Origin of the sequence: Oryzobacter terrae, assembly GCF_042756445.1 — a bacterium.
GTDB lineage: Bacteria > Actinomycetota > Actinomycetes > Actinomycetales > Dermatophilaceae > Oryzobacter > Oryzobacter terrae.
In genome coordinates, this window is the sequence record NZ_CP170578.1 from 1,375,339 (window position 1) to 1,398,822 (window position 23,484).

At 74.4% G+C, this 23,484-nt stretch carries 20 protein-coding genes and 1 tRNA gene; 5 read left to right on the plus strand and 16 right to left on the minus strand.

Features of this window, described 5'->3' with window-relative positions; genetic code table 11:
- Positions 1-13: 13 nt before the first annotated feature.
- The 5 genes from ACFWN3_RS06355 to ACFWN3_RS06375 all read right to left on the minus strand — a co-directional run bounded on the left by ACFWN3_RS06355 (position 14) and on the right by ACFWN3_RS06375 (position 5,318).
- A complete protein-coding gene (locus ACFWN3_RS06355) occupies positions 14-769 on the minus strand; it encodes a DUF4352 domain-containing protein (protein ID WP_377644498.1) in 756 nt (251 codons plus the stop codon).
- On the minus strand, positions 769-2,130 hold the full coding sequence (locus tag ACFWN3_RS06360; protein WP_377644500.1) for a sugar transferase: 1,362 nt from the start codon (positions 2,128-2,130) through the stop codon (positions 769-771). The genes ACFWN3_RS06355 and ACFWN3_RS06360 overlap by 1 nt, the downstream gene beginning before the upstream one ends.
- Before the next feature lie 392 nt (positions 2,131-2,522).
- Positions 2,523-3,125, minus strand: coding sequence for an aminoacyl-tRNA hydrolase (gene pth, locus ACFWN3_RS06365; RefSeq protein WP_377644502.1), 603 nt, complete (start codon positions 3,123-3,125; stop codon positions 2,523-2,525).
- 319 nt (positions 3,126-3,444) lie between these two features.
- A complete protein-coding gene (locus ACFWN3_RS06370) occupies positions 3,445-4,140 on the minus strand; it encodes a 50S ribosomal protein L25/general stress protein Ctc (protein WP_377644504.1) in 696 nt (231 codons plus the stop codon).
- A gap of 212 nt (positions 4,141-4,352) precedes the next feature.
- Positions 4,353-5,318 carry a DMT family transporter gene (locus tag ACFWN3_RS06375; RefSeq protein WP_377645541.1) on the minus strand — a complete coding sequence of 322 codons (966 nt, stop codon included), beginning with the start codon at positions 5,316-5,318 and terminating at the stop codon, positions 4,353-4,355.
- A gap of 95 nt (positions 5,319-5,413) precedes the next feature.
- Here ACFWN3_RS06375 and ACFWN3_RS06380 point away from each other — a divergent pair, with 95 nt between their 5' ends.
- Entirely contained in the window at positions 5,414-5,968 is a 555-nt protein-coding gene (locus ACFWN3_RS06380) for a CGNR zinc finger domain-containing protein (protein ID WP_377644506.1), read from the plus strand.
- A gap of 99 nt (positions 5,969-6,067) precedes the next feature.
- On the opposite strand, the gene ACFWN3_RS06385 is transcribed toward ACFWN3_RS06380, so the two are convergent.
- The 7 genes from ACFWN3_RS06385 to ACFWN3_RS06415 all read right to left on the minus strand — a co-directional run bounded on the left by ACFWN3_RS06385 (position 6,068) and on the right by ACFWN3_RS06415 (position 14,723).
- Positions 6,068-7,072 carry a ribose-phosphate diphosphokinase gene (locus ACFWN3_RS06385; protein WP_377644507.1) on the minus strand — a complete coding sequence of 335 codons (1,005 nt, stop codon included), beginning with the start codon at positions 7,070-7,072 and terminating at the stop codon, positions 6,068-6,070.
- Complete coding sequence (glmU, locus tag ACFWN3_RS06390) at positions 7,069-8,562, minus strand: bifunctional UDP-N-acetylglucosamine diphosphorylase/glucosamine-1-phosphate N-acetyltransferase GlmU (protein ID WP_377644508.1); 1,494 nt, start codon at positions 8,560-8,562, stop codon at positions 7,069-7,071. Before glmU ends, ACFWN3_RS06385 begins: the two co-directional genes overlap by 4 nt.
- Before the next feature lie 248 nt (positions 8,563-8,810).
- Positions 8,811-10,493, minus strand: a complete 1,683-nt coding sequence (gene ptsP / locus ACFWN3_RS06395; protein WP_377644510.1) for a phosphoenolpyruvate--protein phosphotransferase — start codon at positions 10,491-10,493, stop codon at positions 8,811-8,813.
- A 5-nt stretch (positions 10,494-10,498) separates the two neighbouring features.
- The gene (locus ACFWN3_RS06400) at positions 10,499-10,768 is read right to left on the minus strand and encodes an HPr family phosphocarrier protein (RefSeq protein ID WP_377644512.1); all 270 of its coding nucleotides are present in this window, start codon (positions 10,766-10,768) and stop codon (positions 10,499-10,501) included.
- Positions 10,769-10,848: 80 nt separating this feature from the next.
- Positions 10,849-12,993, minus strand: coding sequence for a fructose-specific PTS transporter subunit EIIC (locus ACFWN3_RS06405; protein WP_377644514.1), 2,145 nt, complete (start codon positions 12,991-12,993; stop codon positions 10,849-10,851).
- Between the two features lie 24 nt (positions 12,994-13,017).
- Positions 13,018-13,965, minus strand: a complete 948-nt coding sequence (pfkB, locus tag ACFWN3_RS06410) for a 1-phosphofructokinase (RefSeq protein WP_377644516.1) — start codon at positions 13,963-13,965, stop codon at positions 13,018-13,020.
- Complete coding sequence (locus tag ACFWN3_RS06415) at positions 13,962-14,723, minus strand: DeoR/GlpR family DNA-binding transcription regulator (RefSeq protein ID WP_377644518.1); 762 nt, start codon at positions 14,721-14,723, stop codon at positions 13,962-13,964. The genes pfkB and ACFWN3_RS06415 overlap by 4 nt, the downstream gene beginning before the upstream one ends.
- Positions 14,724-14,897: 174 nt before the next feature.
- Here ACFWN3_RS06415 and ACFWN3_RS06420 point away from each other — a divergent pair, with 174 nt between their 5' ends.
- Positions 14,898-15,620: a hypothetical protein gene (locus ACFWN3_RS06420; RefSeq protein ID WP_377644520.1), complete on the plus strand. Its 723-nt coding sequence runs from the start codon at positions 14,898-14,900 to the stop codon at positions 15,618-15,620.
- On the opposite strand, the gene ACFWN3_RS06425 is transcribed toward ACFWN3_RS06420, so the two are convergent.
- Positions 15,609-15,687, minus strand: a tRNA-Gln gene (locus tag ACFWN3_RS06425). The genes ACFWN3_RS06420 and ACFWN3_RS06425 overlap by 12 nt on opposite strands.
- A gap of 214 nt (positions 15,688-15,901) precedes the next feature.
- Between ACFWN3_RS06425 and ACFWN3_RS06430 the strand changes: the two genes are divergently transcribed.
- On the plus strand, positions 15,902-16,513 hold the full coding sequence (locus ACFWN3_RS06430; protein ID WP_377645543.1) for a TetR/AcrR family transcriptional regulator: 612 nt from the start codon (positions 15,902-15,904) through the stop codon (positions 16,511-16,513).
- A 38-nt stretch (positions 16,514-16,551) separates the two neighbouring features.
- On the opposite strand, the gene ACFWN3_RS06435 is transcribed toward ACFWN3_RS06430, so the two are convergent.
- A complete protein-coding gene (locus ACFWN3_RS06435; protein WP_377644522.1) occupies positions 16,552-17,388 on the minus strand; it encodes a methyltransferase in 837 nt (278 codons plus the stop codon).
- 59 nt (positions 17,389-17,447) lie between these two features.
- Here ACFWN3_RS06435 and ACFWN3_RS06440 point away from each other — a divergent pair, with 59 nt between their 5' ends.
- Both ACFWN3_RS06440 and ACFWN3_RS06445 read left to right on the plus strand, forming a co-directional pair.
- Positions 17,448-17,945, plus strand: coding sequence for a MarR family winged helix-turn-helix transcriptional regulator (locus ACFWN3_RS06440; RefSeq protein WP_377644523.1), 498 nt, complete (start codon positions 17,448-17,450; stop codon positions 17,943-17,945).
- A gap of 71 nt (positions 17,946-18,016) precedes the next feature.
- Positions 18,017-20,785, plus strand: coding sequence for an AMP-binding protein (locus ACFWN3_RS06445; RefSeq protein ID WP_377644525.1), 2,769 nt, complete (start codon positions 18,017-18,019; stop codon positions 20,783-20,785).
- Here the strand turns inward: ACFWN3_RS06445 and ACFWN3_RS06450 are convergent.
- Positions 20,703-22,544: an ABC-F family ATP-binding cassette domain-containing protein gene (locus tag ACFWN3_RS06450; RefSeq protein ID WP_377644527.1), complete on the minus strand. Its 1,842-nt coding sequence runs from the start codon at positions 22,542-22,544 to the stop codon at positions 20,703-20,705. The genes ACFWN3_RS06445 and ACFWN3_RS06450 overlap by 83 nt on opposite strands.
- Complete coding sequence (locus tag ACFWN3_RS06455) at positions 22,544-23,473, minus strand: 4-(cytidine 5'-diphospho)-2-C-methyl-D-erythritol kinase (protein ID WP_377644529.1); 930 nt, start codon at positions 23,471-23,473, stop codon at positions 22,544-22,546. Before ACFWN3_RS06455 ends, ACFWN3_RS06450 begins: the two co-directional genes overlap by 1 nt.
- Positions 23,474-23,484: the final 11 nt, after the last annotated feature.

The window sequence follows — 23,484 nt, forward strand, 5'->3', positions numbered from 1 at the left end:
GCCGACACGGGGGTCAGCCGGCGGCTCGGGCGTCGCCGCGGAACTCCGCGGACGTGTGGACGCCGTCGAAGTCGACGACGAGGCGGGTGCGGTTCAGCGAGGCCTTCGGCACGGCGAACGCGTAGCGAGCCCCGGCGGTCTTGCCCGCGGCGAGGGTGCCACCGAAGTCCTTGGCGTCGACGTCGTCGGCGTACACGCGCTCGGCGACGAGGTTCTTCGCGCCGTAGGTGGCCGTGACGACGACCGCCTGGAGGTCGAGGGCCTTGCTCGTCCTGTTCTCGAGGCGCACCTCGAAGACGGCGAACTCGCGCCCGGCGAACGCCCCGAGGCCCTGGCCGGACTCGACGCCGCTCGTGACCTTGCCCACCGTGAGGCGGAGGCCGTCGGGGTAGGCGACGGCCTTGTCGAACGCCGCGGGGGCGGCGCTGACGGTGGGCGTCGCCGGGGCCCCGGGGCGCTTGACCTTGGCGACCACCGAGGGTCCGGGGGTCGGGGTGGGGCCGACCGAGGACGGGGCCGGGGTGGGCCGGGCGGTCTCGGTCGGCGCGGACGCCGACGGCGAGGCCGAGGGCGACGTGGAGGCGCCGGGCGCCGCCGTGTCGGTGGAGTCGGAGCCACTGCACGCGGTGAGCGCGACGAGGGCGAGACCGCCCACGAGCGCCGCGACCCGGGTCCGGGTCGGCACTCGCGTGGCGGGGTGGACGACAGCGCGGCCCCGCTGCCCCGTGGGGGCGGCGGGGTCGGCGGTCGTCCGTCGAGCGTGGGTCATCAGTAGGCCCCTCTGCCGCGGATCACGGCTTCAGCGGTGCGGACGAGGATCTGGGCGTCGAGGGCGAGCGACCAGTTGTCGACGTACCAGAGGTCGAGCCGGACCGAGTCGCCCCACGAGAGGTCGCTGCGGCCGGAGACCTGCCAGAGACCGGTCATGCCGGGGCGGACGCGCAGGCGGCGCACGGCGTCGCTCTCGTAGCGGTCGACCTCGCTCGTGAGCGGCGGCCGCGGCCCGACGAGGGACATCTCGCCCTTGAGCACGTTGAACAGCTGCGGGAGCTCGTCGACCGAGAAGCGGCGCAGGAAGGCCCCGACGCGGGTGACCCGCGGGTCGGTGCGCATCTTGAACAGCGTCTGGTTGGCGTCGTGGCCCACGGTCTCGAGGTCGGCCAGGCGCTGCTCGGCGTCGACGACCATGGTGCGGAACTTGATCATCCGGAACATCCGGCCGCCCTCGCCGACCCGGGCCTGGGTGAAGAAGACCGGGCCGGGGGTGTCGCGCTTGACGAGGTAGGCGATCCCGAGGAGCACCGGGGCCGCGAGGACGATGAGGAGGAGTGCCCCGAGCCGGTCGGCCATGAGCTTGATGCCGTAGCGCAGGCCGCTGGAGATCGGGCGCTCGACGTGGAGCATCGGCACGCCGGCCGCCGGCCGCATCGTCAGGCGCGGGCCCGCGACCTCGACGATCCCGGGGGAGATGAGGAGGTCGACGTCCTGCTGCTCGAGCGACCAGCCGAGGCGGCGCAGGGCCACCCCGCTGAGCTCGGGGTTGCTCGCGACGGCGACGGCCTCGACCTCGTGGCGCTCGACGACCCCGAGGGTGTCGTGCTGCGAGCCGAGGACCCGCACGCCCGCGGCGCGGAGGTCGGCGACGGCCGGGTCAGAGACGTCGCTGACGCACGCCCCGACGATCCGCATGCCCGAGGCAGCCGGCTCGCGCAGGATGTGGTCGGCCATGTCGCGCACCGAGCTGACGTCACCGACGAGGAGCGTCGGCTGGAGGTAGTAGCCCTCCAGGCGGCGTCGGGCGATGTGCCGGCGCAGCAGCCAGCGCGAGGTGCCGGACAGCGCGAGCATCGTCGGCGCCGCCACGAGGACGACGGTCCGCGAGAACGGCGCGTGGAGAAGGAAGGACGCGCACGCGATGACGGCCACGAGGGTGGCGGCGGCGCGCGTCACGGCTCGGTACTCCTCGGTGCCCGAGCCGGCGAAGCGCAGCGCGTACGCCCCGTGCGCGGCGAGCGCCAGGACCCAGGCGACGACGAGCGCCAGGGCCATGAGCCACGGCACGATGGAGGGGGCGGAGACGTCGTCGACGACGAGGCTCCGGCCCCAGACCCCCAGACCGACGCCGGACACACCGGCGACCAGGTCGACGGACAGCGTCCGCCAGCGGTGGGATCTCTCCCACTCGCGAAGTCGTCTGCGAACACTCGCGTGCCCGTGGGCCGCGAGATCGACGTGCGCTGCCTCTCGTGGTTTTCCCCACGAGGGCGCGCCGATACCCTGCGCAATGCTCATCGAACGTCGACCCCTGCAATCGATAGTGTTCGAAGACGACCGGCTCGGTTGAGCCGGCTAGGTTTTCCCCGCTGGTCCTGCAACCGACGAGGTGAACCACACCTTAGGAGACGCGGCCCCGTGTGGCGATACCGTTTCGAGCAACATCGGCCGTTCGGCTGATGTTCGGATCGGCCGTTCGGCTCATGAAGTGCTCAGGAAGCGTCGTCGGCGCCCCGGGGACGGACCGCTCAGCGGGGCGCGTGGACCTGCTGCTGGGCGTCGAGGAGACCGAGCCCGACGAGCGCCTCGACGGCGTCCGCCGCGTCGTCGACGAGGAACGGCAGGTCCTTCCTCTCCGTCGGCGAGAAGTCGCGCAGGACGAAGTCGGCGGCATCCATCCGGCCCGGCGGGCGGCCGATGCCCACCCGCACGCGGTGGTAGTCCTTCGTCCCGAGGGAGCTGCTGATGGAGCGCAGCCCGTTGTGACCGCCCTCTCCCCCACCGCGTTTGAGGCGGACGGTGCCCGAGTCGAGGTCGAGCTCGTCGTGGACGACGACGAGGCGCTCGGCCGGGACCGAGAAGAAGCGCAGCAGCGCCGAGACCGGGCCGCCCGACTCGTTCATGTACGACGTGGGCACCGCGACGACGGCCGCGGGCCCCGGGACCCCACCGGGTCCGGTGCCGAGGCGCACCTGCGCCGCGTGGGCCCGGGCCTTGTGGGTGCGCAGCGCGGAGCCGGCGCGACGGGCCAGCTCCTCGACGACCATCGCGCCGACGTTGTGGCGGTTGCCCGCGTAGCCGGGTCCGGGGTTGCCCAGGCCGACGACGAGCCAGGGTCCTGAGTCGGTCACGGCGGACACGATAGCCGCGCCACCGCCCGTCGGCCGACCCGGCGCCGGGCTCCCCCTGCCCGTCGGCCGACCCGACGCCGGGCTCCCCCCGCCCGTCGGCCGACCCGACGCCGGGCTCCCCCCGCCCGTCAGGGCCCGGTTGCCCCCGCCCGCTCGAGGCCGCCCCCCTCATCAGGTCGAGGTCGCGCGACATGCCCACGTCAGGCCGGGCCACTCGGCATGTCGCGCGACCTCGAGGGGGCGACGGGCCCCGACGCGAGCAGGGCCCGGTCCGCGAACGGACCGGGCCCTGCTGGGTGCTGCGGGTGAGCGGGGTGGCTCAGGCCTCGTCGGAGGCCTTCTCGCCCTCGCCCTCGGCCTCGGCGGACTCGCCCTCGGCGGCCTCCGCGGACTCGGCGGCGTCCTCGTCGGACTCCTCGCGCTCGATGCCGGCCTCGGCCTCGGCCTCGGCGAGCTCGGCCTCGAGGGCCTCGGCGGTGACCTGCGCGGTGACGTTGACGACGAGCGCCTCCGGGTCGGTGACCAGGACGGCCCCGGCCGGGAGCTCGACGGCGCCGGCGAGGAACTGGGTGCCGGCCTCGGCGCCCTCGACGTTGACGGTGACGCTCTCGGGGATGTTCGTGGCCTCGACCTCGAGCTGGAGGCTCTGGTGGTCGGTGGTGACGACGGTCTCGGGACCGGCCTCGCCCTCGACGTGGACCGGGACGTCGACGGTGACCTTCTCGCCCTTGGTGACGACGACGAGGTCGATGTGCTCGATGACCGGCTTGATCGGGTCGCGCTGGACGTCCTTGGCGAGCGCCAGCTGCTCGTCGCCCTCGAGGACGATCGTGAGCAGCGCGTTGGTGTTCTTCAGCGCGAGCATGGTGTCGTGGCCCGGGAGGGTGATGTGGACCGGGGCGGTGCCGTGGCCGTACATGACGGCGGGGACCTTGTGGGCGCGGCGGATCTTGCGCGCGGCGCCCTTGCCGAACTGGGTACGCGGCTCGGCGACGAGCTTGATGGCGTCGGACACGGGGAGCTCCTGGCTGTGGCTGGGGGTCTGGGTGCGGTCTCCTCGACGTGGGACGCAGCACCGATACCGAACCGCTCGCGGGACGACCCGCGAGCCCTGGTCGGGACCACCGAGCCGCCAGCGTCGATCACGGATGCGTCTGGCCGCTGGTGCGGCCCGGACCGCACGTCGGTGTGCGGTGCGACGTCCCTCGCCGAGGCAACCCCCCGAGTCTAGGCGACGGGCGCGGGAACGTCGAAATCGGCCGCGACGGCCCTCGCGTCGCGGCGCGCCTGGTCGCGCTCCCCGAGCCGCACGGCGACGACCCCGGCGAGGAGGACGGCGCCCCCGACGAGCTGGACGGGGCCGGGCAGCTCGGCGAGCACGAGCCAGGCGAAGAGGACGGCGAAGAGGACCTCGGTGAGCCCGACGAACGACGCGAGCGTCGAGCCGAGGTGGCGCGCGCCGAGCACGCCGAGGACGTAGGCGAGGGCCGCCGCGACGACGACGAGCTCGCCGATGGCCAGCCACGCGGGGATCTCGGACCCCGCGACGAGGACCGCCCCGGTGCCGCGGTGCATCGGGAGGACGCCGACGACGCCGAGCAGCGCGAGGACGACCGCCCCGACGGCGAGGCCGAGGCCGGCGAAGGCGGTCGCGGGCAGGAGGGTGGGCCGCCCGGCGAGGACGTAGTGGCCGGCGAGGCCGGTGGCGGCGAGCAGGCCCCACAGGACGCCGACGAGGCTCGGGGTGCTCTGCCCCGTGACGTCGAGGACGAGGGCGAGGCCGGCGATCGCCAGGACGATGCCGACCCCGGTGAGCCGGTGCGGGCGCACGCGGGTCAGGGCCCACACCCACAGGACGACGAGGACGATGCCGAGGTACTCGATGAGCAGGGCGACCCCCACCGTCATCCGGTTGACGGCCTGGAAGTAGCCGAGCTGGGCGGCGGCGACGGCGAGCGAGCCGTAGAGGGCGACGCGCGGGAGCTCGTGGGCGACCTCCCGCCAGCGGCCGCGCAGGGCCCAGAGGGTGAACGGGAGCAGGAGGAGCGCGGCCCCGGAGATGCGGGTGAGGACGACGGCTCCGGGGGTCCAGCCGGCGGTCATCAGCGCCTTGGCGAAGGGGCCGGACGTCCCGAAGGCCGCACACGACAGGAGCATGGCGGCCAGCCCCAGCCCCAGGTGACGGCGCACCATCTCGACCACGACGACCTCCTCGTTCCCACCCCGGCGTCAGGACCGAAGTATGCTGTTGCCCATGACGGTAGTGTCCGACTGTGTCAGGAGTCAAGATGCTGTTCACCTATGACACCGACGTGACGCTGACGCACGCCGCCGCGGTGGCGAACACCGGGCCGGGGCTCGGCGACGAGGACCGCGAGGAGCTGCCCGACCTCCCGGCGCTCCAGGCGTGGTTCGACCGGTGGGAGTGGACCGGCCGCCGACCGACGAGCGAGGCCGAGGTGGCCGCGGTCCGCGCGCTGCGTCCTCGGCTGCGGCACCTGTGGTCGCTGCGCGACGACGACCTCGTCACGGAGGCCAACGCGCTGCTCGAGGAGAACGGCGCCCTCCCCCGGCTCGTGCGGCACGGGCACTTCGGCTGGCACGTCCACGCGACGTCCGACGACGCCCCCCTCGCCCAACGGATCTCGGTGGAGGTGGGGATGGCCCTCGTCGACGTCATCCGGGCCGACGAGGTCGACCGGCTCAAGGTGTGCGCCGGCGACGACTGCGAGGACCTGCTCGTCGACCTCAGCAAGAACCGGTCGCGCAAGTTCTGCGACGGGACGTGCGGCACCCGCGCGAACGTGGCGGCCTACCGCGCGAGGAAGGCCGCCGGGGCCTGACCCCGCCGCACCCTCCCCGCACACGAACCGACCGAGAGGTCACGACAGGTAGGGGCAGTCCGCGTGCGTGTCGTGACCTGTCGGTCGAGCTCCGTACGGTCAGGCGCGGCCGCCGAAGAGGCTCGTCACCGAGCCGTCCTCGAAGACCTCCTTGACCGCGGCGCTGATGAGCGGGGCGATCGAGAGCACGGTGACGCCGTCGATCTCCTTCTCCGGCGGGATGGGGAGGGTGTTGGTGACGATAACCTCCTCGGCCGAGCAGGCGCGCAGCCGCTCGATGGCCGGGTCGCTGAGGATCGCGTGGGTCGCCGCGATGACGACCGCCTTTGCGCCGTCGGCCATGAGGGCGTCGGCGGCCTTGGTGATGGTGCCGCCGGTGTCGATCATGTCGTCGACGAGGACGCAGACGCGGCCCTTGACGTCACCGACGACGCGGTTGGCGACCATCTCGTTGGGACGGTTGATGTCCCGGGTCTTGTGGATGAAGGCCAGCGGGACTCCCCCGAGGCGCTTGGACCACTGCTCGGCGACCTTGATCCGGCCGGCGTCGGGCGAGACGACCGCGAGGTCCTGGTCGCCGTACCTGCGGGCCACGTACTCCGAGAGGATCGGGATGGCCATGAGGTGGTCGACCGGCCCGTCGAAGAAGCCCTGGATCTGGTCGGTGTGCAGGTCGACGCAGATGAGCCGGTCGGCGCCGGCCGTCTTGAACAGGTCGGCCATGAGGCGGGCGCTGATCGGCTCGCGGCCGCGGTGCTTCTTGTCCTGGCGGGCGTAGCCGTAGAACGGCATGACCACGGTGATCCGCTTGGCACTGGCCCGCTTGAGCGCGTCGACCATGAGCAGGTGCTCCATGATGCACTCGTTGATCGGGTTCGTGTGGCTCTGGATGACGAAGGCGTCGGACCCGCGGACGGACTCCTCGAAGCGCACGTAGATCTCGCCGTTCGCGAAGTCGTAGGCGCTCGTGGGGACGAGCTCGGTGCCGAGCTGCGCCGCGACCTCCTGGGCCAGCCCGGGGTTGGCCCGGCCCGAGAAGAGCATCATCTGCTTCTTCGGGCGCTTGCGGATGTTGGCCGACGGCGGTCGGTTCTCTTTGCTCACTGGTGGTCGCCCTCCGCGGCGGTCGTGGGGTCCTCGGCAGTGGGACTCTCGGGGGCCGCGGCGGCCCGCTTCGCCTCGGCGGCGGCGCGGGCGGTGGCGGTGCCGGCGCGGGCGCGCTCGACCCAGCCGTCGACGTTGCGCTGGCGGCCGCGGGCGACGGCGATCTGGCCGGGGTCGACGTCGCCCACGAGGGCCGAGCCGGCCGCGACGTACGCGCCGTCGCCGACGGTGACCGGGCTGACGACGACGGTGTGCGACCCGACGAAGGAGTGCCTCCCGATCGTCGAGTGGTGCTTGGCCACGCCGTCGTAGTTGGCGAAGATCGTCCCGGCGCCGATGTTGGCGCCCTCCCCGATCGTCACGTCGCCGGCGTAGGTGAGGTGCGGCACCTTGGCGCCGTCGCCGATGTCGGCGTTCTTCGTCTCGACGAACCCGCCGATCTTGCCCTTCGCGCCGAGGCGCGTGCCGGGCCGCAGGTACGAGTACGGCCCGACCGTCGCGCCCGCGCCGATGACCGCGAGGTTGGCGACCGCGCGGGTGACCTCGGCGCCGTCGCCCACCTCGGTGTCGGTGAGGGTGACCTCGGGGCCGATGACGGCCTGCGCGCCGATGCTCGTCGCGCCGAGGAGCTGCGTGCCGGGCAGGACCGTGGTGTCGGCGCCGATCGAGACGTCGACGTCGATCCACGTCGTCGCGGGGTCGACGATCGTCACACCCGCGCGCATGTGCTGCTCGCACACCCGGCGGTTGAGCTCGCGGCCGAGGGCGGCGAGCTGGACCCGGTCGTTGACGCCCTCGGTCTGCCAGAGGTCGTCGACGACGTGGGCGCGCACCGGACGGCCGGAGTCGCGCGCGATGGCGACGACGTCGGTGAGGTACTTCTCGCCCTGCGCGTTGTCGGTGCCGACCTGGGCCAGGGCCTCGCGCAGCAGCACGGCGTCGAAGGCGTAGATGCCGGAGTTGATCTCGGTGAGGGCGCGCTCGTCGGGGGTGGCGTCCTTGTGCTCGACGATCCGCGCCACGGCGCCCTCGGCGTCACGGACGATGCGGCCGTATCCGGTGGGGTCGGCGAGGTGCGCGGTGACGACCGAGACCGCGGCCCCGCTCTCGGTGTGCGAGGCGGTGAGGGCGACGAGGGTCTCGCCGGCGAGGAGCGGGACGTCGCCGTAGGTGACGAGGACGGTGCCCGACAGCCCCGCCGGCAGCGCGTCGAGGCCGCACTCGACGGCGCGGCCGGTGCCCTTGACGTCGTCCTGGTCGGCGATGACGAGGGCCGGGTCGAGCGAGGCGAGGACCTCGACGACGCGGTCGCGCTCGTGGCGGACGACGACCTCGACGTGCTCGGCGCCCGAGGCGCGGGCCGCGCGGACGGCGTGGCCGACGAGGGGCTGCCCGCCGATCCGGTGGAGGACCTTGGGGGTCGCCGACCTCATCCGGGTGCCTTCGCCGGCGGCGAGGACGATGACGGCGGCCGGGCGGGGGGTGCTCACGCTCAGGGGCTCCAGGTGTGCTGCGGGGGCCAGCGGACGCCGTCATGCTACCCGCGCCCGGACCCCCGCCCCGACCCGCCGCCGGGGCCCGTCGCGCTCCCTCCGACCCGAATGTCACCGAACCTCCGCCGGGACCCCCGATATCGGGTGACATCCCGGAGGTTCGGTGACATCCGAGGTCCCACCGACCGGCCGAGGGGTGCCCGGCGCGCGGACGACGCGCGCCGGGCACCGGCTCGGGGGCGGGGTCAGAGGAGGTCGGTGAGCTCGGGGCGCGACCGCTCCCGCACGGCCTGGAGGGCCTCCATCGCGGTCCGCGCGTCGCGGGCGGCGGTGGCGAGCCCCTGGCACTCGGGGAGGGTGTGCAGCGACAGGGCCAGCCGGACGACCGGGACCTTGCTCGGCGCCATCGACAGGCTCGAGACCCCGAGCCCCGCGAGGACGAGGGCCAGCAGCGGGTCGCCCGCCGACTCGCCGCACACGCCGATCGGGACGCCGGTCTGGCGGGCGCCGTCGCACGCCGCGGCGACGACGTCGAGGACGGCCGGCTGCCACGGGTCGAGCAGGTCGGAGAGCGCGCCCTGCATCCGGTCGGCGGCCATCGTGTACTGCGCGAGGTCGTTGGTGCCGAGGCTGCCGAAGTCGACCTCGGCGAGGACGTGGCGAGCCCGCAGCGCGGCCCCGGGGACCTCGATCATGACGCCGGCCTTCGGGAGCCCGTTCTCGCGGACCCGCCGGGCGAACCACGCGGCCTCCTCGACCGTGGCGACCATCGGGGCCATGACGCGCACGTCGGCCCCGGTCTCCTTGGCCGCGACGGCCAGCGCCTCGAGCTGCGCGTCGAGGAGCTCGGGGCGCTCGGCCGACAGGCGCAGCCCGCGACGGCCCAGGGCCGGGTTCTCCTCCGGGCCGAGGTCGGCGAACGACAGCGGCTTGTCGGCGCCGGCGTCGAGCGTGCGCACGACGACCCGGCGGGAGCCGAACGGCGCGAAGACCTTCCGGTAGATGTCGGTCTGCTCCTCCACCGTCGGGGCCCTGTCGGCCGAGAGGAAGACGAACTCGGTGCGGAACAGGCCGACGCCCTCGAGGTCGAGCGGGCCGGCCTCCTCGGCGTCCTTGACCCCGCCGATGTTCGCGAGGAGCGCGATGGCGTGCCCGTCCTTCGTCACCCCCGGCCCACGGCTCGACGACAGCGCCTCGGCCCGCTTGGCCCGGCGGACCCGCTGGGCCTCGACGAGCGAGGGGTCGGGGGCGATGGTGACCTCGCCGGTGTCGCCGTCGAGGGCGACGGGGGTCCCGGCCGGGATCTCAGTGGCCCCGGCGAGCTGGACGACCGCCGGGATCCCCATCTGCGCGGCGAGGATCGCCGTGTGGCTCGTACGACCGCCCGCCTGGGTGACGATGCCGACGACGAGGGAGCGGTCCAGGGTCGCCGTCTCGGCCGGGGCGAGGTCCTCGGCGACGACGACGCTCGGCTCGGTGAAGTCGGGCACGCCCGGCGACGGGACGCCGAGGACGGCCGCGACCGCCCGCGACCCGACGTCGCGCAGGTCGGTGACCCGCTCGGCGAAGTAGCCGCCGAGCGCCTCGAACTGGGCGCAGTACTCCTCCACCGCGTTCGCGATCGAGGTGGCCCGGCCGCGACCGGCGTCGAGCTGCTTGGTCGCCGCCTTCACCAGGCCCTTGTCGCGGGCGATGAGGGCCGTCGCCTTGAGGATCTGCTGCCCGGTGTCGTCGGCGTGGGCGGCCTTGGCCTCGAGGGCGACCGCGACGGACTCGAACGCGGCCCTGACGTCGGCGAGCGCGGCGTCACGGTCGTCGACCGCCGGCTCGTCGGCGGGCGGCCGGACCGGCGGCGCGACCTGCACCACCGGCCCGTAGGCCGAGCCCGGGCTGACGCCGATGCCCTGCCGGGTCTCCGTCGCGGTCACCGCGCTCACTCCGCGTCGAGGTCGCGCGAGAGGAGGGCGACGAGCCCGTCGAGCGCCTCGTCGGCGCCGTCGCCGTCGGCGGTGAGGACGACCTCCTCGCCGTGCTTGGCCCCCAGGGCCATGACGCCGAGGATGCTCGTCGCGTCGACGGCGTCCTCGCCCGGGCGGCCGATCTCGACGTCGAGCCCGGTGTCGCTCGCGGCCTGGACGAACAGGGCCGCGGGGCGGGCGTGGAGGCCGACCGACGAGGCGATGGTGACGGTGCGCTGTGCCATGGGTTTCATCCTTCGGGTGGATCGGTGCGGACGTGCTCGGGAGGCGGTGCGGATGGTGCTGTGGTCGTGCGGGTCCTTCCTCAGACCGTAGCCACCGCGTCCACCTCGGCGAGGCGACGGTCGCGCGACTTCAGGGCGACGACGGCGACGGTCATGACGAGGACGCCGATGACGAGGGCGAGGAGGAAGAGCAGGATCTGGGTGATGCTGCCCATGATCGGGAGCACCCAGATGCCGCCGTGGGGCGCCCGGATGGCCGAGCCGAAGAGCATGACGAGCGCTCCGGTGATCGAGGACCCGACGACCGACGAGGCGATGATGCGCACCGGGTCGGCGGCGGCGAACGGGATGGCGCCCTCGGAGATGAACGAGGCGCCCAGCAACCAGGCGGCCTTGCCGTTCTCGCGCTCGGGCTCCGAGAACAGGTGCGGGCGAACGGTGGTCGCCAGGGCCATGGCCAGCGGCGCCACCATGCCGGCGGCCATGACCGCGGCCATGATCTTCAGCGGGGCCGAGTCGGAGGCGGCACCCGCGGCGCCGAGGCCCCCGGTGGCGAAGGCGTAGGCGACCTTGTTGACCGGACCGCCGAGGTCGAAGCCCATCATCGCGCCGAGGATGAGGCCGACGAGGACGGCGCTGGAGCCACCGAGCCCGTCGAGACCGTTCTTGAGTCCGTCGCTCAGCGCCACGATCGGGCGGCCGAGGAGGGTGATGAACAGGCCTGCGGTGATGAGGGTCGAGACGATGGGGATGACGACGACCGGCATGACGCCGCGCACGCCCTTGGCGACCTTCCACCCGGAGACCCACCGGGCGACGAGACCGCCGATGACACCGGTGGCGAGACCGCCGAGGAAGCCGGCGCCCATCGTCGCGGCGATCGAGCCGCCGACGATGCCGGGGACCAGGCCCGGCCGGTCGGCGATCGCGAAGGCGATGAAGCCCGACAGGATCGGGACGAGGAAGCCGAAGGAGGCCGCCCCGATGACGAAGAGGAGCGCGGCCCACGAGGTGAGGCTGAGGGCGTTGAAGTTCTGGGTGATGTTGTACTCGCCCTCGGCGGTGAGGCCGTACTTGACGATCTCGATGGCGCCCTGCTCCCCCATCGCGACCTGGGCGAGCATGAACGACAGGGCGATGAGGATGCCGCCGGCCGCGACGAACGGGATCATGTACGACACACCCGTCATGAGCCACTGGCGCACGCGGGTGAGGGTGCTCGCGCCGTCCTCGACCTTCGTGACGAGCCCACCCGAGGCACGCGCCGTCGACGCCGCGGCGGCCGCGGCCTCGGCCCTGCTGGGGTCGGCCGCCCACTCGGCGACGAGCGCCTCGGCCTGGGCGACGAGGGCCGGGCCCTCGGAGATGCCCTTCTTGACGCCGACGTCGACCGTCGGCTTGCCGGCGAAGCGGCCGGCGTCCTTGACGGGGAGGTCGTGGGCGAAGATCACGGCGTCGGCGGCGGCGATCTGCGCCGCGCTCAGCGGGTTCGAGCCGGCCGAGCCCTGGGTCTCGACGGTCATCGTGTGGCCGGCGGCCTTCGCCGCGGCCTCGAGGCCCTCGGCCGCCATGTAGGTGTGCGCGATCCCGGTGGGGCACGACGTCACGCCCACGAGGGTGAGGGAGCGCTTCTCCGGGGTTGCGGGCGTGGCCGGGACGTCCGGCGCGGCCGGGGACGGGGCGGCCGACGTGTCGGGGGCGGCGGCCGGCGTCGCCTCCGGCGCGGGCGCCGCGGCGGTGGGCGCGGCGGCGGCGGCCGCGGGCGTGGCGGCCGGGGCGGGGTCGAGGGCGACCTCGGCGCTGACGATCCGCACGACCTCCTCCTCGCTCGTCGCGGCGGCGAGCGCGGCCTTGAAGTCCTTCTTCATCAGGGCTCGGGCGAGCTTGGGGAGCATCTGCATGTGCGCGTCGCCCCCGCCCTCGGGTGCCGCGATGAGGAACACGAGGGTGGCCGGGCCGTCCTTGGCGCCCCAGTCGATCCCGTCGGTGCGGCCGAAGACGAGCGAGGGCTCGGTGATCGCCGCGCTGCGGGCGTGCGGGATCCCGATGCCGCCGGGCAGGCCCGTCGCCATCTTCGACTCGCGCTCGGCGACGTCGGCGAGGAACTGGTCGAGGTCGGTGCAGCGGCCACTGGCCACGAGCCGCTCCGCGAGGACGCGGGTCGCCTCGTGGCGGTCGTCGCCGGTCAGGTCGAGGACGACCTGCTCGGTGGTGATGAGGGACATGGCGTTTCCTTTCGGGGCGTCTGGTCAGTGACCCAGGACGAGGGTGGGGTCGGGAGTGCTGGTGACCTGGACGGGGATCCCGTCGAGGTCGGACGGGGTGGGGACGCGGCTGCCGGGGAGGGTGACCGCGGCGGCGCCCCACGTGACGGCGGCGGCGAGGGCGTCGGCGGGGGCGAGCCCGCTCGACAGGCCGTGGAGCAGCCCGGCGAGCATGCAGTCGCCGGCGCCCACGGTGGACAGGGGGGCGGTGATCGTCGCGCGGGCGTGGACCGCCTCGTCGGCCGTCACGAGGACCGCGCCGTCGCCACCGAGGCTGACCGCGACGACCTCGATGCCACCGGCGACGAGCCCACGAGCGGCGTCGAGGACGTCTGCGAGAGTCGGCAGCTCGCGACCGACGAGCTCGGCGAGCTCCTCGTGGTTCGGCTTGATGAGGTCGGGGCGCGCGGCGACGGCGGCCGTCATCGGCGCGCCGGAGGAGTCGACGGCGACCTTGACGCCCCGTTCGCGGACCCGGGTGACGAGCTGGGCGTAGAGGTCGGTGGGGGCGCCCGGCGGCAGGCTCCCGCAGCCGACGACCCAGGTGGCGGTGCACGCGGCGTCGAGGGCCTCCTGGAGGAGGAGGTCGACCTCGACCTCGGAGAGCTGCGGACCCGGCTCGTTGAGCTTGGTCGTCGTGCCGTCGGGCTCGAGGACGCTGACGTTCATCCGCAGCGCCCCGGCGACGGGCACGCTGCGGCGCGGCACCCGCGCGGCGTCGAGCAGCTCGTCCATGAGGTGGCCCTCGGGACCGCCGGCCGGGAGGACCGCGACGGTGTCGGCGCGCTGGGCCGCGAGGGCCCTCGAGACGTTGACGCCCTTGCCGCCGGGGTCGACCCGTGAGGACGTCGCCCGGTGGACCTCGCCGCGGCGCAGCACGTCGATCGTCACGGCCCGGTCGATGCTCGGGTTGGGGGTGAGGGTGACGATCACGCCGTCACCACCTGGGGGCCGGCGGCACGCAGCTCGGCGACGACGTCGTCGGCGAGGTCGGTGTCGGTGACGACGAGGTCGACGTCCTCGAGGCGGGCGAAGCGGTGGAGGTGGTCGTCGCCGGCCTTGCTCGAGTCGGTGGCGACGACGACCCGGCGGGCCGAGCGGACCATCGCGGCCTTGACGAGCCCCTCGGCCTGGTCGGGTGTCGTGAGGCCGCGAGCCGCCGAGATGCCGTTGGTGCCGAGGACGGCGACGTCGACGACGAGGCCGTCGAGGGCGTGCGTGGCCCAGTCGCCGACGGCCGCGCCGGTGACCCCGCGCACCCGCCCCCCGAGGACGTAGAGGCTGATGCCGGGGTGGGTGGAGAGCAGCGACGCCGCGGCCACCGAGTTCGTGACGACGGTGAGGTCGAGGTCGGGCGGGAGGAGCTGGACGACCGCCTGCGTCGTGGAGCCGGAGTCGAGGAGCACCGTTCCGCCCGTGGGGAGCTCGTCGAGGACGCGGGCCGCGATGCGGCGCTTGACGTCGGTGAGGCGGGAGGCGCGGGTGGCGAGCGTGGGCTCGAGCTCGAGGCGCTCGACGGGGATGGCGCCGCCGTGGACCCGGCGGAGCGAGCCGCGCTGCTCGAGGGCGGTGAGGTCGCGGCGGACGGTCTCGGTGGCGACCCCGAGCGACTCGGCGAGCGAGGCGACCTCGACCCGGCCGGCCCGTCGGGCCTCGACCATGATCCGCTGCTGGCGCTCCGCTGCGTACATCGGACTCCCTCGTCCCCGGTGGCCCCTCGTCGGGCCGGTGGATCCATGAAACCACCCCCACGATCCGATGTAAAGAGAAACGGGCGCCCGTTTTTGTGGTTTTTACCCGGTGGTGTGGGTTCTGGCCGGCGCCGGCCCCTCGTCACTGCGGCAGCGGCCCGCCACACTGGACCGGTGCCCGTCCCCGCGCCGCCGACCCGGACCGTCCCGATCCTCCCCTGCCCCGACCTCGAGGAGGCGCTGTCCTTCTACGGGTCCCTCGGCTTCCGGGCCACGTTCGTCCAGCGCCGCCCGTACCCCTGCGCCGTCGTCGCCCGCGACGACTGGGAGATCCACCTCTCCGGCATTGACGGCTTCGTGCCCGAGCACTCGTACGCGAGCGTCATCGTCGTGGTCGCCGACCCCGGAGCCCTGCACGCCGAGTTCGCCGCCGGGCTCAAGGCGGCGCGGGGCCGGGTCCCGCTGGCGGGGATCCCTCGGCTGCTGCGACCGCGGCGCAAGCAGGGGACGGTGTCGGGGTTCAGCCTCGTCGACGTCGGAGGCAACTGGCTGCGCTTCTACCGCCACGGTGGCGTCGAGGGCGAGGACGACGACGGGGTCTCGGGGCTGAGGCGGGTGCTGCTCGGCGCCGCCCGCCAGGGGGACGCACGCGGGGACGACGGCCGGGCGGCGGGCCTGCTCGAGAAGGGGCTCGCGAGGCACCCCGACGCACCCGTGGGCGAGCGGCTCGAGGCGATGGTCTACCTCGCCGAGCTCCGGGTGCGCCTGGGCGACACCGCGGCGGCGCAGCGGCTCGTCGACGACATCGCGGCCCTGCCGCTCGACGACCTCGAGCGCGCCGAGCTGGAGTCGTTCCTCGGCGCCGCCGACGAGGTCCGCGCCGCGCTCCCCGGGTAGGAATCGAACCTACGTCGCTTGTCCTGATTCAAAGTCAGGCGGGCCCTGCCAGCAGACCAACCGGGGAACGCCGCCCACCACCGGCGAACGGCACACAGCGAGGGTAGTGGACCCCCGGCGCCCGCCCACGGCGGCGCCGACCCGTGCCGCCAGGGGTCGACCGGCGGGGCGAGCGGGCGCCGACGACCGTGGGCGACCGGGCGGGAGAGCGGCCACCGGGGCAGAATGGCCCGGTGAGCGATCCTTCGACGACCAAGCCACCGAAGTCCGGGCGCTCCCGGATGACGGGGCGCGAACGGCGCGAGCAGCTCATCGGCATCGGGCGCAAGCACTTCGCCGACAAGGGGTTCGAGGGCGCCACCATCGAGGAGATCGCGCACTCGGCCGGGGTGTCCAAGCCCGTCGTGTACGAGCACTTCGGGGGCAAGGAGGGCCTGTACGCCGTCGTCGTCGACCGCGAGATCCAGAGCCTGCTCGGCGGCGTGACCGTGGCCCTGGCCACCGGCGGGACCTCGCGCCAGATCATCGAGAAGGCGGCGCTCGCCCTCCTCGACTACGTCGAGGGCTCCACCGACGGCTTCCGGATCCTGGTGCGGGACAGCCCGACCGGTCAGGCCACCGGCTCGTTCGCCAGCCTCATGAGCGACATCGCGAGCCAGGTCGAGCACATCCTCGCCGCGCAGTTCAAGGAGCACAAGCTCGACCCCAAGGCCGCGCCGATGTACGCGCAGATGCTCGTCGGGATGGTCGCGCTCACCGGTCAGTGGTGGCTGGACTCGCGCCGGTTCAAGAAGCACGAGGTCGCGGCGCACGTCGTCAACCTCGCGTGGAACGGGCTGACCGGCCTCGAGGCCAAGCCGACCCTCACGCCGGACGAGCCGTCCGGGACCTGAGCCGTCGTGGGCCCCTCCGGGCGGCGCCTCGACGAGCGTCAGCCGGACGCCGGCGCCTCGTCGCGGGAGCGGTCCTTGCGCCCGACGGCGAACACCCGCCGGAACGGGAAGAGCACGCCCGCCGACGACCGGGGGTACGCCTCGGTGAGCGCGGCGCCGTAGGGCTCGATGAACGCCGCGAGCTCGTCGGGGTCGGTGAGGATCTCGAGCACCGGTCGCAGCCCGGTGGAGCGCACCCACGTGAGGACGGGGTTCTCGTCGTCGGCGCCGGGGTCGAGGACGTGGAGGTAGGTGGTCTCCCAGGCGTCGACCGTGCAGCCGAGCCGGGTGAGGTAGCGCAGGTAGGTGGCGGGCTCCCCGACGGCCGGGAGGTCGAGGGCGGCGGTGAGCTCGCCGGAGCGCTCGTGCTGCTCGGCGGTCTCGCGCATGAGGCGGTGGCTGGGGGCGTCGAAGTTGCCGGGGACCTGAAGGGCGAACCAGCCGCCGTCGGCCAGCGCCCCGACCCACGCGTCGAGGAGGTCGAGGTGGCCCGGCACCCACTGGAGGGTCGAGGACGTGACGACGACGTCGGGCGCCTGTCCGAGCGAGGTGGGGTCCCAGTCGCGCAGCTCCGCCTGCACCCACTCGACCCGGTCGTCGCGGTCCAGCTCGCGGGCGGCGTCGAGCATCGACTCGCTGGAGTCGATCCCCACGACCCGTGCCTCGGGCCACAGCCGGGCGAGGGTGAGGGTGGCCGGACCGTGCCCGCAGCCGAGGTCGACGACGAGCGAGGGGCTGTCGGCGCGGACCTGCGTCACGAGGTCGGAGAACGGTCGGCTGCGCTCGTCGGAGAACCGCGCGTAGGCCGTCGGGTCCCAGCTGCCGTGCTCGCGCATGGCGCCTCCTCACCATTCGTCTCGACGTCAAGAATGTTGACGCGGAGTAGAGTCCGGCCATGGCCGCTGACGATGTCGACCGTATCGTCTCCGCGTGGCGCCGGGAGCGCCCTGACCTCGACGTCACCCCCCTCGAGGTGCTCTCGCGGGTGTCCCGGCTGGCCCGTCGCCTCGACCGCGCTCGCGGCACCGCGTTCGCCGAGCACCGGCTCGACGGCTGGGAGTTCGACGTCCTGTCCGCCCTGCGTCGCGCCGGCACCCCCTACGAGCTGAGCCCCGGCCAGCTCGTCTCCGAGACCCTCGTCACGAGCGGGACGATGACGAACCGGGTCGACCGGCTCGCCGCCCGTGGCCTCGTCGAGCGGCACCCCGCCCCGAACGACCGCCGCGGGGTCATCGTCCGCCTCACGCCCACCGGGATGACCGTCGTCGACGCGGCCCTCGCCGACCTCATCGCCCACGAGGAGGCCCTCCTCGGCGACCTCGGGTCCACCGAGCGCGCCGACCTCGCCGCCCTCCTGCGCCGCCTCCTCCACCCCTTCGAGGGCGACGCCTGACCTCCGCGGCACGCGGACGCCCTCCCACCAGCGCACTTGGAAGGTAAGCCTTACCTCACTACAGTGCTCGCGTGAGCGTCGTCCACCCCCCGGCTCCCCGGCCGGACACCGCCGCGCCGTCGCGGCCCCCTCGGGGAACGACGCCCGGCGACCTCGGTGGCTGGCTCGGGACCGGCCCGGGAGGACCCGACGACCCCGCGGTCCACGTCGTCGAGGACGGCTGCCTCGTCACGCTCAGCCGGGCCGAGCTCGCGGCCCGGGTCGCCACCACCGCCCGACGCCTCGCCGGCGAGCGCCGGCTCGTCCACGTGCGGGCGCGCAACGACCTCGGCACCCTCGTCGGCCTTCTCGCGGCCCAGGCGGCCGGGCACGTCGTCCTCCTGACCCCCGGCCCCGGGGCCGCGACGGACGCGCTCGCCGCCGCGTGGGACCCCGACGTCACCCTCGACGGTGACGGCACGGTCGCGGTGCGCCGGGCCCGGGCACGTCACGACCTCCACCCCGACCTCGCCCTCCTCATGAGCACGAGCGGGTCGAGCGGGTCACCACGCCTGGTCCGGCTCTCGCACGAGAACCTGCGCAGCAACGCCCTCGCCATCGCCGGCTCCCTCGGCATCCGCACCAGCGACCGCGCCGTCACGAGCCTGCCGGTCCACTACTGCTACGGCCTGAGCGTCGTCCACAGCCACCTCGCCGCGGGCGCCTCGGTCGTGCTCACCGAGGGTTCGGTCGCCGACCCCCGCTTCTGGGACCTCATGGTCGAGGCCGGCGTCACCACCCTGGCCGGCGTCCCCCACTCCTTCGAGCTGCTCGACCGGGTGGGCTTCGCCGCGATGGACCTCCCCCGGCTGCGGACGGTGACCCAGGCCGGGGGGCGCCTCGACCCCGCCCGCGTCGTCGCCCTCGCCGAGCTCGGTCGCGAGCGCGGCTTCGACCTCTTCGTCATGTACGGGCAGACCGAGGCGACGGCCCGGATGGCCTACCTCCCGCCCGACCTCGCCGCGAGCCACCCGCACGCGGTCGGCGTCGCGGTACCGGGAGGGCGCCTCGACCTCGTCGACGGCGAGGTCGTCTACGACGGGCCCAACGTCATGCTCGGCTACGCGCACGAGCCGGCCGACCTCGCCCTCGGCCGCGCCGTCGAGCGCCTCTTCACGGGCGACCTCGGGCGCTGGACCGGCGACGGGCTCCTCGAGGTGACCGGCCGCCGCTCCCGCGTCGCGAAGGTGCTCGGCCACCGGGTCGACCTCGAGCACGTCGAGCGCTCCCTGCGCGAGAGCGGCCACGACGTCCGCTGCGTCGCCGGCGGGCCCGGTCTCGTCGTCTGCGACCCGAGCGCCTCCACCGGCCCGACCGTCCCGGGCCACGGGCGCGACGAGCGCGACGGGCACGTCGACGTCGCGGAGGTGGCCGCGGCCCGCGCCGGCGTCCCGGCCCGCAGCGTGCGCCTCGCCTCCCCCTCCGACCTCGGGCTCCCCGGCGTCCCCCTGCTGCCGAGCGGCAAGGTCGACTACGCGGCGCTGACGTCGGCGGCCGAGGGCCTTCCCGAACCGGCCTCGGGTGCGCCGCTCGCCGGCACGCTGTCCGAGCGCTTCGCCGCGATCCTCGGTCGGGAGGTCGGCCCGCACGACACCTTCGCCTCGCTCGGCGGCGACTCGCTGTCGTACGTCGAGGCTTCCCTCCACGTCGAGGAGTGCGTCGGGGACCTTCCCCGTGGCTGGCACGTCACGCCGCTGCGCGACCTCGAGGCCGCCGCCGTGGCCCACGCCGCGACCGTCGCCGGCGCCACGGCCGCCCCCGGGACCACCGGCCGGTGGTCCCGCCTCGACGCCCGGCGCGGGATGCGCACCGTCGAGACGAGCGTGGTGCTGCGGGCCGTGGCGATCGTCCTCATCGTCGGCACGCACGCCCACGTCTTCCGGCTCCAGGGGACGGCGCACGCCCTCCTCGTGCTCGTCGGCTACAACCTCGTGCGGTTCCGCCTCGGTGACGCGCCGCGGGCCGAGCGCACGCGTGGCCTGCTCACCGCCGTGGCGCGGGTCGTCGCACCCACCCTCGCGGTCGTCGGCACGGTCCACCTCGTCACCGGGCAGTACGCGACGTCGACGGTGGGGCTGGCGAACTGGCTCCTCGGCGAGCCGCGGCTCGGGCCGGACTGGCGCTTCTGGTTCGTCGAGGCCGTCGTCGTCGGGCTCCTCGCGACGACCGCCCTCCTCGCGACCCCGTGGGGTGACCGGCTGCAGCGCCGGCACCCGTTCGCCCTCCCCCTGGCCCTGACGGGGCTCGGGATGCTCTGGTGGCAGGACGTGCTCTTCCCGCCGGTCCCGCACATGCAGGGCTCGGCGCTCGTCGTGCTCTGGCTGTTCTGCCTCGGCTGGGCCTCCGGGGCCGCCGACGGGCTGCGCGAACGCCTCGTCGTCAGCGCCGTGGCCGTGCCGGCCGTGGGCACGTTCTCCGGCAACCCGCGTCGCGACCTGCTGACCCTCGCCGTCGTCCTCCTCGTCGTCTGGGTGCCGACGACCCGGGTCCCGAGGGCGCTCGTGCCCCTCCTCCAGGTCCTCGCCTCGGCGTCGCTGTTCACCTACGTCGTCCACTGGCAGGTGCTCCAGGAGCTGCGGTCCACCCCCTGGGTGGCCTTCGGCGCGGGGCTGGCCGCGGGCGTCCTCGCGTGGTGGCTCTGGACGCAGGCCGGTCGCCTGGCGGCCCGGGCTCGGACTCGGGTTCGGGCCCGGGCTCGGGCTCGGGCTCGGGCGGAGGTCAGCCGACGAGCTCGGCGGCCTCGAGCCACTCGAGCTCGAGCGACTCCCGCTCGTCGACGATCTCGCGCAGCTCTCGGTTGAGCTCGAGGACCCGCTCGTGGTCCGTCGCCGCCGCGGCCATCGCCGCGTGCACCCGGTCCTCGCGCCCGGCCAGGCGGGTGAGCTGCTTCTCGACGCGCGCCATGACCTTGCGGGCCTCGCGGGCCGCGGCCGGGTCGGGCGGCGTCGCCGGACCGGCGGAGCCGGACGTCGGGGATGAGGTCGCCCGGGCCGCGCCCGACGGGGCCGTCGAGGCGGCGGAGGCCGCGGCGGCCTTGGCCGTCGCCCGCAGCCGCAGGTACTCCTCGACCCCTCCGGGCAGGTCGCGCAGGCGCCCGTCGCCGAGGAGGGCGACCTGGCGGTCGGCGACCCGCTCGAGCAGGTAGCGGTCGTGCGAGACGACGACGAGCGTGCCGGCCCAGCCGTCGAGGAGGTCCTCGAGCGAGGTCAGCGTCTCGATGTCGAAGTCGTTGGTCGGCTCGTCGAGGAGCAGGACGTTCGGCTCGTCCATGAGCAGGCGGGTCAGCTGGAGCCGGCGCCGCTCGCCGCCGGACAGGTCGCCCACCCGGGTCTGCTGGCGCGCCCCGGTGAACCCGAGCCGCTGGGCGAGCTGCGAGGCGGTGAGCTCCTTCTTGCCGAGCCGGACGAGGGAGCGGACGGCCTCGACCGCCTCGATGACCCGGCGCCCCTCCCATGCCTCGAGCTCGCGGACCTCCTGGGTGAGGAAGGCGAGGCGCACCGTCACGCCCTCGCGCCTCTTGCCCGCGGCGAGGGGGTGGGACCCGGCGATGGCTCGCAGCAGGGTCGACTTCCCGGCACCGTTGACGCCGACGATCCCGACGCGCTCCCCCGGGGCCAGGCGCCAGGTGAACCGGTCGAGGAGCGTGCGGTCGCCGACGGCGAGGCTGGCGTCGACGAGGTCGACGACGTCCTTGCCGAGACGGGTGGTCGCGAAGCGGACGAGCTCGACGTCGTCGCGCGCCGGCGGCTCGTCGGCGATGAGGGCGTTCGCCGCGTCGATCCGGAACTTCGGCTTGCTCGTGCGGGCCGGGGGTCCCCGGCGCAGCCAGGCGAGCTCCTTGCGCAGGAGGTTGTCGCGGCGGTCGGCCACCACCCCCGCCATCCGCTCGCGCTCGGCCTTGGCGAGGACGAAGGCGGCGTACCCGCCCTCGTAGGAGTGCACTCCCCCGTTCTCGACCTCCCACGTCTGGGTCGCGACGGCGTCGAGGAACCACCGGTCGTGGGTGATGACGACGAGCGCGTTGTCGGGGCGGGAGTGCTCGCGCACGAGGTGCTCGGCGAGCCAGGCCACGCCCTCGACGTCGAGGTGGTTCGTCGGCTCGTCGAGGAGCAGCAGGGTCGGGTCGGCCACGAGCAGGGCGGCGAGGGCCACCCGCCGCCGTTCACCGCCGGAGAGGGGTCCGACGGTGGCGCCGAGCCCGCCGACGGCAGGGGCGTCGATGCCGCCGAGGAGACCGGTGAGGACGTCGCGCACCCGGGAGCTGGCCGCCCACTCGTGCTCGGCGAGGCCGCCGAGGACCGCCTCGTGCACCGAGGACCCCGGGTCGAGGGTGTCGTCCTGGGTGAGCACCCCGACGGTGAGCCCGCCGGTGCGCGCGACGCGTCCCGTGTCGACCTCGCGCGAGCCCTCGAGGACGCGCAGCAGGGTCGTCTTGCCGCCACCGTTGCGCCCGACGACGCCGATCCGGTCGCCGCCACCGACCCCGAGGGAGACGGCGTCGAGCACCTGCGCGGTGCCGAGCGCGAGGGAGGCGCGCTCGACGGAGACGAGGTTGGCCACTAGTCGACCCGGCGCTGGAGGACGTGCGCCCCGTGGACCGGACCGCTGGCCCGCCGCACGTCGCGCACCGCACCGCTCGCCGTGAGGGCGACGGCGAGGTCGATCCCGGACTCGCTGTCCTCGACGAGGAAGGCGATCGTCGGCCCGGACCCCGAGACGATGCCACCGAGGGCGCCGAACTCCATGCCGGCGGCCAGGACCTCACCGAGGGCGGGCCGCAGCGAGATCGCCGCGTCCTGGAGGTCGTTGGCGAGCTGGGGCGCGAGCTCGTGCGGGTCGCCGCTGCGCAGGGCGGCCATGAGGGCGGGGTTCGCCACCGGCTCGGGGACGTCCTCGTCGCCGCGCAGCCGGTCGCACTCGGCGTAGACCTCGGGGGTCGACAGGCCGTCCTCGCCGAGGGCGAAGACCCAGTGGTAGGTGCCGCGGGCGAGGACGGGGGCGAGCAGCTCGCCCCGCCCGCTGCCGACGGCGGTCCCCCCGGCCACGAGGAAGGGCACGTCGCTGCCGAGGTCGGCGCCGAGCTCCTCGAGCTCCTCGCGGTCCAGGCCGAGGTCGAAGAGGTGGTCCAGCGCCACGAGCGTGCCCGCGGCGTCGGCGGAGCCCCCGGCCATGCCGCCGGCCACCGGGATGCCCTTGCGGATGTCGACGTGGACCGGCTCGACGTCGAAGCGCGCGTCGACGAGGCGGGCGGCCTTGAGGACGATGTTCTCGCCGTCGAGCGGGACCCCGGCCGCCAGCGGGCCGCTGACGGTGACCCCGAACGCGTCGGCGACCGAGACGGTGACGTCGTCGTAGAGGCTCACCGCGTGGAACACCGTGGCGAGGTGGTGGTAGCCGTCGTCGCGGCGCGGGCCGACGAGGAGCTCGAGGTTGACCTTGGCGGGGACGCGCACCGTCACGGGGGCGGGTACGAGGGGCGCCGAGGTCATGCGCCCACCCT

Excerpts from the sequence above, each read along its gene's own strand:
- ACFWN3_RS06405 (WP_377644514.1), bottom strand. The coding sequence starts at position 12,993 with ATGTCCCTCATCACCACCGAGCAGGTCGTCCTCGACCTGACCGGCGAC.
- ACFWN3_RS06455 (WP_377644529.1), bottom strand. The coding sequence starts at position 23,473 with ATGACCTCGGCGCCCCTCGTACCCGCCCCCGTGACGGTGCGCGTCCCC.
- ACFWN3_RS06400 (WP_377644512.1), bottom strand. The coding sequence starts at position 10,768 with ATGGCACAGCGCACCGTCACCATCGCCTCGTCGGTCGGCCTCCACGCC.
- ACFWN3_RS06380 (WP_377644506.1), top strand. The coding sequence starts at position 5,414 with ATGCTGTTCACCTATGACACCGACGTGACGCTGACGCACGCCGCCGCG.
- ACFWN3_RS06355 (WP_377644498.1), bottom strand. The coding sequence starts at position 769 with ATGACCCACGCTCGACGGACGACCGCCGACCCCGCCGCCCCCACGGGG.
- ACFWN3_RS06415 (WP_377644518.1), bottom strand. The coding sequence starts at position 14,723 with ATGTACGCAGCGGAGCGCCAGCAGCGGATCATGGTCGAGGCCCGACGG.
- ACFWN3_RS06430 (WP_377645543.1), top strand. The coding sequence starts at position 15,902 with ATGACGGGGCGCGAACGGCGCGAGCAGCTCATCGGCATCGGGCGCAAG.
- ACFWN3_RS06375 (WP_377645541.1), bottom strand. The coding sequence starts at position 5,318 with ATGGTGCGCCGTCACCTGGGGCTGGGGCTGGCCGCCATGCTCCTGTCG.
- ACFWN3_RS06435 (WP_377644522.1), bottom strand. The coding sequence starts at position 17,388 with ATGCGCGAGCACGGCAGCTGGGACCCGACGGCCTACGCGCGGTTCTCC.
- ACFWN3_RS06440 (WP_377644523.1), top strand. The coding sequence starts at position 17,448 with ATGGCCGCTGACGATGTCGACCGTATCGTCTCCGCGTGGCGCCGGGAG.